The organism is Marinifilum sp. D737, assembly GCF_026672275.1.
Taxonomy (GTDB): Bacteria; Bacteroidota; Bacteroidia; order Bacteroidales; family Marinifilaceae; genus Marinifilum.
Genome location: NZ_JANQCD010000011.1, coordinates 21,743 through 34,115, shown reverse-complemented (window position 1 = coordinate 34,115; position 12,373 = coordinate 21,743). Strand labels below are relative to the sequence as shown.

Below are 12,373 nucleotides of genomic sequence, written 5' to 3'. Positions count from 1 at the left end.
AGGTTGATTTAATTGTGTAAGCGTGAAAGAAAATACGATACTTTGGGTTGATGATGAGATAGAGCTGTTAAAACCTCATATTATTTTTTTAGAGGAAAAAGGATACGAGGTAGTGTCGTGTAATAATGCTTACGATGCGCTCGATTTGGTGAAAGAATCACACTTTGACTTGGTTTTATTGGATGAAAATATGCCAGGAATGAGTGGGCTGGAAGCGCTAAGTGAAATCAAATCGATAGATTCTGCCTTGCCTATTGTAATGATTACAAAAAGCGAGGAAGAAGATATCATGGATGAGGCTATTGGGAAGCAAATATCCGATTACCTGATTAAACCTGTGAACCCAAAGCAAATTTTGCTTACCCTTAAAAAACACATCGATAAAAAGCGATTGGTTTCAGAGAAAACAACCATGGCTTATCAATCGAAGTTTGGGCAAATGGGAATGGAAATTAACGATTGCCGCAACTTTGAGGATTGGATGAAGATGTACCGAAAATTGGTGTTTTGGGAACTGGAACTTTCCAATATCGAAGATTCCGGAATGGATGAAATTCTAAAAATGCAGAAAACCGAGGCCAATAATCTATTCGCTCGCTTTGTAAAGAAAAATTACCTTTCCTGGATGGATCCGGATGAAGAGGATAAGCCATTGCTTACACCCAATGTATTCAAAGAAAAAGTTTATCCACTACTGGATCAGGGACAGAAGGTAGCCTTTATATTAATTGACAATTTGCGTTACGATCAGTGGCAAACATTGTATCCGGTAATAAGCAATTACTTTGTACTTGAAGATGATTCGATGTATTATTCTATTCTTCCAACGGCTACGCAGTATGCACGTAACTCAATGTTTTCTGGTTTAACTCCTTTGGAAATCAAAAAAAGACACCCACAGCATTGGATTGATGAGGACGAAGAAAGTAGCAAGAACATTCATGAAGAAGATTTTATAGGATTCCAACTGAAGCGCCATTATAAGGATTACACTTATCATTACGAGAAAATTAACAATGAAAAAATGGGAGCAAAGGTTTTGGATAATCTTAACTCCATTTTAAATTCTCAGTTAAGTGTTTTTGTATACAATTTTGTTGATATGCTTTCTCATGCCAGAACCGAAAGTGAAATGATTCGGGAATTGGCAGCAGACGAGGCTGCATATCGATCCTTGACCTTATCGTGGTTCGAACATTCCATGTTGCTAGAGTTGATTAAAAAGTTATCGGAACAGAATGTAAAGCTCGTAATCACTACCGATCACGGCTCCATTCGTGTGCAAAATCCGATTAAGGTAATTGGCGACAGACAAACCAATACCAACCTGCGTTACAAGCAAGGAAAGAACCTGAATTATAAGTCGAAAGAGGTTTTTGAGGTTACAGAACCACGAAAAGCGAACTTACCGCAAGTAAATGTTAGTTCTTCTTATATCTTTGCATTCGGAGAGGACTTTTTGGCTTACCCGAACAATTTTAATTATTACAGCTCTTATTATCGAAATACTTTCCAACATGGAGGAATTTCTTTGGAAGAGATGATTGTTCCGCTGGTTACTTTAAGTCCTAAGAAAAATTAAAACACAAAGATTTAGCAGGAAATGACGGAATTAAAAATCAATTCGCTGGAAGATATTAACTCTGTTGCAGCTGAATTTATTAAGCTGGTAGGAGATAAGAGAATTTTTGCAATGCATGGCGCAATGGGTGTTGGAAAAACAACATTTGTAAAAGCCATTTGCGAAGAAATGGGAGTGCAGGATACCATAAATAGTCCAACCTTTGCCATTGTAAACGAGTACCATACGGCCAAGGAAAATATAATTTATCATTTCGATTTCTATCGAATTGATGATGTTCAGGAGGCTTATGATTTTGGGTACGAGGATTATTTTTATAGTGATGCCATGTGCTTTATTGAATGGCCTGAAAAAATTGATTCTATTCTTCCTAATGATACTATTGAAGTTCACTTCAATGAAGAAGCGGATGGTAGCAGAAGTATTCGCATACTTTAATGAGAAATAGTATAAGCTGAAAAAAGGCAAAAATTTCTTAAATTGTAATGGCTTACCCAAAGTAAGTATTCCATTAAATATTACAATATAGCATATGGCGCCGTTAAGTGAAGGATCAAAGAACTTCCCACTAGGTCATGAATTCTATCAGCCTAAGGAAGAAATGTTGGAATTAGAACGCCGACGCAAACAATTGGTTATTGGTATCCCCAAAGAGGAATACCGTGGTGAAAATCGTGTTTGTCTTACTCCGCAATCAGTGGAGTTGTTGGTAAACAATGGTCATGAAGTGGTTCTTGAGCGAGGAGCTGGTTTGGCATCGAACTATACCGATAAAGAATACAGCGAAAACGGTGCACGTATTGTTCTTGAAAAAAAAGAAGTATATCAGTGTGATACCATTATGCAGGTATCACCATTTTCAAGTGCCGAAATCGATATGCTTCGAGGCAATCAAATCTTATTTTCGGCTCTTCAAATCAAAAGTCAGTGTGGCGAGAATGTTCGCAAGTTGATGCAGAAGAAAGTAACTGCCATTGCCTTGGAACTGGTTAAAGATCGAGATAATTATTACCCAGTGGTGCGTTCAATGGCTGAGATTGCCGGTATTTCATCTATCATGATTGCCGGTGAGTATTTAAGTAAGGCACATGGTGGAAAAGGTGTTATGCTGGGTGGCATTACTGGAATTACACCAACCGAGGTTGTAATATTGGGTGCAGGTACTGCTGCTGAATACGCTACTCGGGCAGCTCTTGGTTTGGGCGCAATGGTTAAGGTCTTCGACGATTCCATTTATCGCTTGCGCAGATTGGAAGATCATTTGGGACACAGGGTATTTACTTCCATTTATCATCCTCAGGTACTTGAAAAAGCTTTGGCTTCTGCAGATGTGGTAATTGGGGCAATTCGCAACCATAAAGAACATGTAGGTTATATGGTAACCGAAGAGATGGTTGAGAATATGAAAGCGGGCTCCATTATTATTGATTTAAGTATTGATCAGGGAGGATGCTTCGAAACCTCTATGCTGACCAATCATAAAGATCCGGTTTACAAGAAATATGGCGTACTTCACTATTGTGTTCCTAACGTACCATCGCATGTGGCTCGAACAGCATCATTGGCACTAAGTAATATTTGTGCTCCGTTATTGCTGAATATTGGACAGAATGGCGGCGTTCATAAATTTATTAAAAACGATATGGGTCTTCGTAAAGGTGCATATGTGTATCGCGGTATTTTAACCAACCGAAGATTGGGAGATACTTTTGGAATCCTTGCAAAAGATATTGATTTGTTGCTGGCAGCGATGTAAGTCTTTAAGCATTGTTTTTTACAGAGCATTCACTTAAAACTTTCTGTACGGCTATGGCAAAACCGTCTTTAATTACATTTTCGGTTACTTGGTATTTGTCTTTTAATTCATGCGGAGCATTGTCAACTACATAGCTGTGTTTTCCCCATTCCAAAAGATCAATGTCGTTGTAGTCATTACCAATAACAAAAGAATTATCTGCACTTATTTTTAACCTGTTGCACAGCCATTCGCAGCCATGCCCCTTGGAAATGTGCAAGGGGAATATCTCCATCCAAATGGATTCATGATCCAAAGGAGAGGTGGCTCTAATGATTTTAATGTCATCAAACTTGGTTTTTAGCTCTTCAAACCACGCTTCTTTGTTTGGTAGAATTGCCAGAATTTGGCAAGCATCTCGCTTTGTGTCCTGAATGTTGCCCACAGGTGTAGAAAATTGTTTGTACAGATTTAATCTTCTGTCAAAATCGGAATTCTTGTTTCCCGTTTTATAATACCAGAATTGATGATTGTTAGGGATTGGATCTAAAATCATAAAGTCAATTTCATGATCCATTAAAATTTGGGAAAGCTCCAGTACTTCTTCAGCTTCAATTTGCTGTGAGTAGATTAATTCCTTGCTTTTCCAATCCATGATGCCTGCACCAGAAGAGAAAATTAGATAATCGATAGGAAAATCTTCAGGCAAAACAGCCATGGCAGAATATAAAGTTCGTCCTGTGGCAATCACTCTTGTAATTCCCGATTCCTTAAGTTGTTGTAAACACTCGTAATTTCTGTTGCTAACCTCGCCCATTGATGGTAGCAAGGTTCCATCTAAATCGCTTACTACAATTTTAATCTGATCTGTCATAAATTTCTACTTTACCTAACAGCTAAAATTACATTTTTAAGTTGAAAGATAATTACAGAATCGAGTTTAATTAAAAATAAGCTCTCAACTCCATGCTGCCTACATGTATGGTTTTTCCTCCTTCACTTTGACGACCGCTATAGGAAATATTCATTTGAAAGACTTTAGATAATTGTTGGTTGTAAGCCAGGTTCCAGGTTGAGTTGTTTCCAGGTAAAAATCCCTCTAACATTTCGTAGGCTATAGAAGTATTTGAATCAGAATTGTATTCCAGATTTAGGAAATTAATTGCAGCCTGAAGTTTTCCGGTTTTTGTTAATGCATATTGACAATTGGCTCCAAGATTATGAGTTTTTGATTCTTCGCTTGATAGTTTGTTGTCTTTTTGCTGATAAGTGTAGCTTAAGCCAAATTGAAATACAAGACTGGTTTGAAATTTTAGTTGGAGCTCGTTTTTGATCTCCTTTAAGCGATAGTTTTGATTGGAAAATCCTTCCTGATAAAGGCTCTTTGTGCCGAAATCGATACGATTCGAAATTTGACTCGATTTGCCAATGTTCCAGTTGTAGCGGAATCCGTTCTGTTCTAACTTGCGTCTCTCAAATCCTTGCGTAAGCAATTGTTTGTTTCTGCTACTTAAATGAATAATATCCCAATTGGTTTTCGATTTGGGTTTTCGGTACGAGAAAGTATTCTGAAAGCTTGAGTTCACAGTAATTAAATTTTCGTCTGAAGCATGCGATTGGAATGGATTAGCGTAAAGATTAAAATCATTTTTTAAACTTTTTTTAGACAGACGATAAGCAAAGCGATTGCTAAATCGGGAAATGAACGAACCAATGCTCGATTTTGCTTTTATACGCTTAAATCGCAAATTAAAGGTTTGCCTAAAATCGCTGGTATAAACTTTATTGTATTTGTTCGTATTGGTGGCTATTCTAATGTAGTTGGCTTCATCTTTAAATGAGGCAATTTCGAATTCATTAAGCTCTTTTATGTTGTTGTTGTTGTAATCGGTCCAACGGTAAACTCCTCTTCCATCATTCACTTCAACATATGAAAACTCTTTTTCGCTTTCTAGTCCTGAACCCAATTCGTAGTATGTAGAAGTTTGTAATAATCCTTTTTTTACTTTGGCCTGATGTTCCAGTTTTCCAAGAAATGTATTTTCCGGTTTTTCCTTGCCAATAGCGTTTTCACTAATCTTTAATCGTCGGTAAATACTTTCAATTTTTAATTGGTGCTTCCTGTTCTTTTTAAGCCATATTTTACCACCAAAATCCTCCGATTCACTTTGGGTTTTTAACTCATTATCCAGTGGAAGAAAATCTTTTCGTTTGCGGTAATAGGCTTGAAATTGATTTTTAGTTGAATCCTGATTTTCGATATAGAACTTATAAGAATAAAAGGAGAAGCTACTAGCCAACAGGCTTTCACTTTCGGAATTTTCAATCTGATTGTTTTCATTTTCGGTTTCAATACCAATTTTGGCAATTTTTGTTGAGTACGCAGCATTCAATGTGTGTCGATAAAATTTACTTTCCAGATTTTTCTGATCAGTAGTTAATAAATTACCATTGAACTGTATAGAATACCTGCTTTTCTGATAAGCTAAGTTTAAATTTTGATTAACACCTTTGTAATCAGATTCTCTTTTTAGTATAGATATATTATGAGTAATTGAACCCCAATTTGCATTGTTGAATTGATTTACCAGGGCAATGTGGTTTTCGTTGCTTTTATTGGCACTTTCTTCAATATTCCAATCTCTATTGAATTCAACCGATCTAAAATTTTCTATTTGCTCAAAGTTTTTTTGAATAAAATGCATGTTGAGCTGAGTGTTTAGAAATTTAGTTGTGTCGGCAATTAAAGTTTTTTTAGCCAGGGAAAATTCTGCTGCAATACCTTGATTGTCGCCATCATCAATGGAAGAAAATGTATTTAAATCTTTATTGCTTAAGGCAATCTCAAATCGCGAATTGAACGTTTGTGATAGCTTGTAATCTGCTCCTGCACTAATCATCTGTTGTTTTTGTGGAGTGATTAATTTCGATACGGGAGCATAATCGCCTTGTGCCACTCCATCTATTGGATCAACCCATTGATAAACTCTACCATTGGCTACGCTATTAATCTGAATGTAATTCCCTCTATTGCTTCCAACAAAGGAGAAATTCACCCTGTATATTGCTTCTTCTGGTAGGGTAGAGTATTCGTATACAGAGTAAGTGGCTTCGCCCACAGTTTTGGAAATTTTTCGGTACAGAACAAAATCATTGGAATATTCCACCACCTCTTCGTTAGGAACTATGGCTAAATTAAGATTATCACCAATATTACTTAATAGTTGTTTGTTTTCCTGGCTTAAGGTTTGATCCAAGGGTTGATTCTTGCTATCCTGCTCATGATAAATATTGAACCAAATTTTTCCATTCTTGGTTTTGTACTCATTGGCATTAAAAATCAGGTAACGAGAATAGTTCTCTTCAGAATATTCAAACTCCACAACGATGCGAGAATTTCTTGTTATTGGCTGTTGGGTAGTAAAACTCAATTCCGCAGTGTTGTAATTGATCACATAATCGTAGTTTTCTCCGCGCATTAACTTTTTACCATTTACAAATACTTTTTCCGAACCCGCCAGAACTACAATATAGCTTTCATTATTCACACCAGTTAATCGGTATGGACCTTGAATTCCTTCCGATCCTGGAATTTCCATTCTTCTGAATTTCCCTTTGGCGATTGAAGCACTAATTGTTGATTTCAACTCATTGCCATTCTTGTTTTTGCTAATCAAACCAGAAAACTTCCCTCCTTGCACTTTTTTATAGAAGCGCATAAAATTTCCTTCCGGCGATTCTATTTCGTAATCACCAAGGGTAAGTTCTTTGGTATCATCAAAAAGCTTGATGTAGATTCTATCAAAATCCTGAATGGATTGTGTATTTCCGTCGGGTTGAATAGGGATGTTATTGTCGGAAATGGCTGCCAGAATATTAACATCATCACTCAATTTACCAGATAACTGAAGGTTTAAATTAGAGTTGGTGACCACATCCTGATTGTTTCCATATGAAATGCCCCTGGAGTAATTTCCTTGCTTTTGCAACTGGCTGTCGTTAAGAATACCTCTGTTGCTATAAGCTCTTACAGTTGAAAATGCTCTTGGTCTTGCATCTCCTGCTAAATTAATTTCAGAGAGATCTCTTGTGTATATCGGTTTACTGATATTGTAATTGTAAATTCTATATTTAATGAGGATTGAATCGTTAATTTCCTTTAGTTTTGGACTGCTGATCAGTTCTCCTTTTGCAGAATTAATTTGATACCAATTCTTTTGTATTTCTTTCTTATTATAGAATAGTTTTACGGTTGATGGTAAAATAATTAAGGAGTCTAGCTGTATGGTATCTCTATTGACTAAAATTCTTTTGGATCTTAGATTATTTTGAGAGAATCCGATCTGCTTAAGACCGAAACAAAGAAGTAATATGATGAGGATCCGAAGTTTCAATAGAAGATATTCTTTAGGCTGACTTAAGGCATTAAATGATTCGCTTCTCTAATAACGAAATCTGATCTCTAAAATTATTAGTTTTGTAGAGAATAAATATAGCGAAGCTGTTCCGTTAAACATTAATTTTTTTTCAAATATGGTTCTTTTTTACAACCTGTCGATTCGATTGTATGTTCTTTTAATTAGAATTGCTGCATTTTTTAACCCCAAAGCCAAGCAGTGGGTTGTTGGTAGAAAGAATGTATTTGCAAAGCTTCAAAAGGCAATGTATGGCGAAGAAGATATTATTTGGTTTCATTCTGCCTCTTTGGGAGAATTTGAGCAAGGTAGACCAGTTATTGAGAGTTTCAAAGAGAAATATCCAAACAGTAAAATTCTACTAACATTCTTTTCACCGTCGGGTTATGAAGTTAGAAAAAACTACGAAGGAGCTGATTATATTTTTTATTTACCACCAGATTTTGCCAGTAATGCAAAGCGTTTTATGGATATCGTAAATCCAAAAATGGCATTTTTTATTAAGTATGAGTTTTGGCATCACTATCTTAAAGAGTTGAAGAGAAGAAATGTGCCAACTTATATTTTCTCTACGATTTTCAGACCAGATCAATTGTTTTTTAAAGGATATGGAACTTTTCACAGGAGAATGTTAAGTGCATTTACCCATTTGTTTGTGCAGAACCAGGAATCGGTTGATTTATTAAATGGTATTGGTCTTTCGAATGTAACACTTACTGGTGATACCCGATTCGATCGTGTATATACAATTGCAAGCAGATCTAAAACTTTGCCAAAGGTGGAAAGCTTTGCACAGGGTAAGGAGGTTCTTATTGCAGGCAGTACCTGGCCAAAAGATGAAGAGAATATCATCAAATATTTAAATGAGACTAAAAATTCCTACAAATATATTATTGCTGCGCACGAAGTAGATGACGATCATATTAACAACATCACTTCTAAAATTCAAAAATCATGGGTGAGATATACCAAGGCAACAAAAGAAGAAATTGATGTAGCAGAAGTATTGGTGATCGATTGCATTGGTGTTTTATCTTCTTTGTATCGATATGGTACGGTTTCCTATATCGGAGGAGGATTTGGAAGAGGAATTCACAATACATTGGAAGCAGCTACTTTTGGATTACCTGTAATATTTGGACCAAATTACCATAAATTTCAGGAAGCAAAAGATCTTATTGAAATAGGTGCCTCAAAATCTTATGAAAACTATTCTGAATTGAAAAATCTTCTTGATATCTTCTACGAAAATTCAGAAAAAAGAAATTATTCAGGGCTCCAGGCTAAAAATTACGTAGATAGGATGCGTGGAGCTAGCGATAAAATCTTATCGGAAATTCAGGTCTGATTTATTGTCTTTTTTGGATGCTCAGCTTTTACTGGGGGTGCCACGTTTTTGACTTTGTATTTTTATAAATCACCTTAAAATGGTGATGAACGGATTTGTTTAAATCGAGAAGTTTTATTATCTGAGAAGAGATGTGAGTTTTTCTTTTTGGACAACTTTTCAAAAAAATGAAAAAAATAAAAATCACAATATCAATAAATTAACATGTTTTTGTGGATAACTTTTTATTAAAAAAAGATTTTGATGTTGTACGGTAAGTGTGCTTTGTGTAACTTGCATATTACAAAAATGGACCGGGTGAAGCCGGTCATTTTGCTGATATATAGAGACAAGTTATTCGCAGTAAGAACCACTTTTTTGAGAACCTGAATGGAAGTTAAAGAGAAGCAACAACAAGGAGAAAAAATGAAAGAGACTTTCAACCCTGAAGAAGCCTTTCAAGCGTCTTTTAAATATTTTAATGGAGACGAATTGGCAGCACGTGTTTGGCTGAACAAGTACGCACTGAAAGATTCATTTGGAAATATTTATGAAAAGACTCCGGATGATATGCATCACAGAATTGCAAGTGAAATTGCAAGAATTGAAAAACGTTATCCGAATCCGTTAAGCGAAGAAGAAATTTTTGCCGTACTTAAGGACTTTAAATATATCGTTCCTCAAGGAAGCCCTATGTCAGGAATTGGTAACAAATTCCAAATTGCATCTTTGTCTAACTGTTTCGTGATTGGTAACGATGGTGATTCCGATTCATATGGTGGAATCATGAAGATCGATCAGGAACAAGTTCAGTTGATGAAACGTAGAGGTGGAGTTGGACACGATTTATCTCATATCCGTCCTAAAGGTTCGCCGGTAAAAAATTCAGCTTTAACTTCAACAGGAGTTGTTCCATTTATGGAGCGTTATTCAAACTCAACCAGAGAGGTGGCACAAGATGGTCGTCGTGGAGCTTTAATGCTAAGTGTTTCTGTAAAGCACCCGGATTCAGAAGAATTTATTGATGCTAAAATGGAGCAGGGTAAAGTTACCGGGGCAAATGTTTCTGTGAAAATTCACGATGAGTTTATGCAGGCAGTGTTGGATGGTAAACCATACACCCAACAATATCCTATCAATTCAGAAAACCCAACCTATAAGAAAGATATAGATGCAGGAAAGCTTTGGGATAAAATTGTTCACAATGCTTGGAAATCTGCAGAGCCAGGAATCTTATTCTGGGATACCATTGAAAATGAATCGGTACCTGATTGTTATGCTGATTTAGGCTACAGAACGGTTTCGACAAATCCTTGCGGAGAGATTCCTTTGTGTCCTTACGATAGCTGTCGTTTGTTGGCAATTAACTTGTACAGCTATGTAGAGAATCCATTCACTAAAAAAGCGAAATTTAATTTCGATTTGTTCAAGAAGCATGTGGCTCTTGCGCAAAGAATCATGGATGATATCATTGATTTGGAATTGGAGAAAATTGATGCAATTATAGAAAAGATTGATTCAGATCCAGAAGGAAGTGAAATTAAGAGAGTAGAAAAAGATCTTTGGAACAATATTAAAACCAAAGCCAACGAAGGTAGAAGAACTGGTGTTGGTATAACTGCTGAAGGTGATATGATTGCTGCTCTTGGAATGTGTTATGGTAGCGATGAAGCTATTGATTTCTCAGTAGAAGTTCACAAAACCATTGCGGTTGAAGCTTATCGTTCATCAGTTTATTTGGCAAAAGATCGTGGAGCTTTCGATATTTTCGACATCAAGAGAGAAAGTAAAAACCCATTTATTTTACGTTTGAAAGAGGCTGATGAGAGTCTTTATGCAGACATGCAAAAATATGGTCGTAGAAATATTGCTTGTTTGACCATTGCTCCTACTGGAACAACCAGTTTGATGACTCAAACAACATCTGGTATTGAGCCTGTATTTATGCCTGTTTACAAGCGTAGAAGAAAAGTAAACCCTAACGATAAAGACGTAAGAGTTGACTTTGTAGATGAGGTTGGTGATAGCTGGGAAGAATTTGTTGTATTCCACCACAAGTTTGTTACCTGGATGGAAGCAAATGGAATTAACGCAGCTCAGCACTTCACAAACGAGGAAGTTGATGAATTGGTGAAAAAATCACCATACTATAAAGCAACTTCGAACGATGTAGATTGGGTACAAAAAGTTCGTATGCAAGGAAAAGTTCAGAAATGGGTTGATCACTCGATTAGTGTAACGGTAAACTTGCCTTCTGATGTACCGGAATCATTGGTTGGTGATTTGTATGTTGAAGCATGGAAAAGCGGTTGTAAAGGTTGTACAGTATACCGTGACGGATCTCGTTCAGGTGTATTGATCTCTAACGATAATAAAGAGGAAGAGACTAAGCTTGTACCAGAAAAACGTCCTGCTGAATTGGAAGCAGAAATTGTTCGTTTCCAAAATAACAAAGAAAAGTGGATTGCATTTATCGGTTTGTATAAAGGACAGCCTTACGAAATTTTTACCGGTATTGCTGATGATGAAGAAGGTATCTTGTTGCCAAAATCAGTGAATAAAGGTATTATCATTAAGAGAAAAGATGATGAAGGGAATACTCGTTACGACTTCCAGTTCTGTAACAAGAGAGGATTCAAAACAACATTCGAAGGTTTATCTTACAAATTTGATAAGGAATTCTGGAACTATGCAAAACTGATTTCAGGAGTATTGCGTCATGGTATGCCAATTGAACAAGTAGTAAACCTTGTTTCTGGTCTTCAGTTGGATAGTGAAAATATTAATACCTGGAAAAATGGTGTTGAACGCGCACTTAAAAAGTACATTCCGAATGGAACCAAAGCCAAAGGGATGAAATGTACTGATTGTGGTTCGGATCATATCATTTACCAGGAAGGATGTTTAATTTGTCAGTCTTGTGGAACATCAAAATGTGGGTAAGCACTTTATAAAATAACAAACTACTATTTAAATAAAGGAGTCTTTTAAGACTCCTTTTTTTTGTTTTGAGTTTTAAAAATAGCAGATGTGTTTATTTTGAATTGTAAGTAAAATTGTTTTAAAGCACTTGTTTTGTAAGCAAAAAATCTTATTTTTGTTTCAATCAGTTTAGATTTCAGTTTTAAAACTTATAAATATAAAGTTGATTCCCATATCAGCAATGGTGAGTTCAAGAAATTGACATACGACTGTTTAAATTTATTTCTGTTGTTAGGGCTTTTCATTGAGAAGCCCTTTTTCTTTACATTAGGTATAAAAAAGTTCATATTAGATTGGGATTTTTTTTGTCTTATCATAAAATATTCTAACTT

General features: G+C 36.0%; 7 protein-coding genes. 5 read left to right on the top strand and 2 right to left on the bottom strand.

Going from position 1 to position 12,373, the window contains the following annotated elements:
• Positions 1-22 precede the first annotated feature (22 nt).
• The 3 genes from porX (at position 23) to NQ163_RS08520 (ending at position 3,338) form a co-directional block, all read left to right on the top strand.
• Positions 23-1,582, top strand: a complete 1,560-nt coding sequence (gene porX / locus NQ163_RS08530; protein ID WP_268189908.1) for a T9SS response regulator signal transducer PorX — start codon at positions 23-25, stop codon at positions 1,580-1,582.
• Between the two features lie 21 nt (positions 1,583-1,603).
• Entirely contained in the window at positions 1,604-2,020 is a 417-nt protein-coding gene (gene tsaE / locus NQ163_RS08525) for a tRNA (adenosine(37)-N6)-threonylcarbamoyltransferase complex ATPase subunit type 1 TsaE (protein ID WP_268189906.1), read from the top strand.
• A gap of 94 nt (positions 2,021-2,114) precedes the next feature.
• Positions 2,115-3,338 carry an alanine dehydrogenase gene (locus tag NQ163_RS08520; RefSeq protein WP_268189905.1) on the top strand — a complete coding sequence of 408 codons (1,224 nt, stop codon included), beginning with the start codon at positions 2,115-2,117 and terminating at the stop codon, positions 3,336-3,338.
• Between the two features lie 4 nt (positions 3,339-3,342).
• On the opposite strand, the gene NQ163_RS08515 is transcribed toward NQ163_RS08520, so the two are convergent.
• The gene (locus NQ163_RS08515; RefSeq protein WP_268189904.1) at positions 3,343-4,191 is read right to left on the bottom strand and encodes an HAD family hydrolase; all 849 of its coding nucleotides are present in this window, start codon (positions 4,189-4,191) and stop codon (positions 3,343-3,345) included.
• A gap of 70 nt (positions 4,192-4,261) precedes the next feature.
• Positions 4,262-7,711 (bottom strand): hypothetical protein, encoded by a 3,450-nt coding sequence (locus NQ163_RS08510; protein ID WP_268189903.1) that lies wholly within the window; start codon positions 7,709-7,711, stop codon positions 4,262-4,264.
• Between the two features lie 139 nt (positions 7,712-7,850).
• Between NQ163_RS08510 and NQ163_RS08505 the strand changes: the two genes are divergently transcribed.
• Together NQ163_RS08505 and NQ163_RS08500 are read left to right on the top strand one after the other, a co-directional pair.
• Entirely contained in the window at positions 7,851-9,080 is a 1,230-nt protein-coding gene (locus NQ163_RS08505; RefSeq protein ID WP_268189902.1) for a 3-deoxy-D-manno-octulosonic acid transferase, read from the top strand.
• 369 nt (positions 9,081-9,449) lie between these two features.
• On the top strand, positions 9,450-12,002 hold the full coding sequence (locus NQ163_RS08500) for an adenosylcobalamin-dependent ribonucleoside-diphosphate reductase (protein WP_268189901.1): 2,553 nt from the start codon (positions 9,450-9,452) through the stop codon (positions 12,000-12,002).
• The last annotated feature ends 371 nt before the right edge of the window (positions 12,003-12,373 follow it).

Bases quoted from the DNA above. Each gene is read 5' to 3' on its own strand.
- tsaE (WP_268189906.1), top strand. From the start codon at position 1,604: ATGACGGAATTAAAAATCAATTCGCTGGAAGATATTAACTCTGTTGCA.
- NQ163_RS08520 (WP_268189905.1), top strand. From the start codon at position 2,115: ATGGCGCCGTTAAGTGAAGGATCAAAGAACTTCCCACTAGGTCATGAA.
- NQ163_RS08515 (WP_268189904.1), bottom strand. From the start codon at position 4,191: ATGACAGATCAGATTAAAATTGTAGTAAGCGATTTAGATGGAACCTTG.
- NQ163_RS08505 (WP_268189902.1), top strand. From the start codon at position 7,851: ATGGTTCTTTTTTACAACCTGTCGATTCGATTGTATGTTCTTTTAATT.
- NQ163_RS08500 (WP_268189901.1), top strand. From the start codon at position 9,450: ATGGAAGTTAAAGAGAAGCAACAACAAGGAGAAAAAATGAAAGAGACT.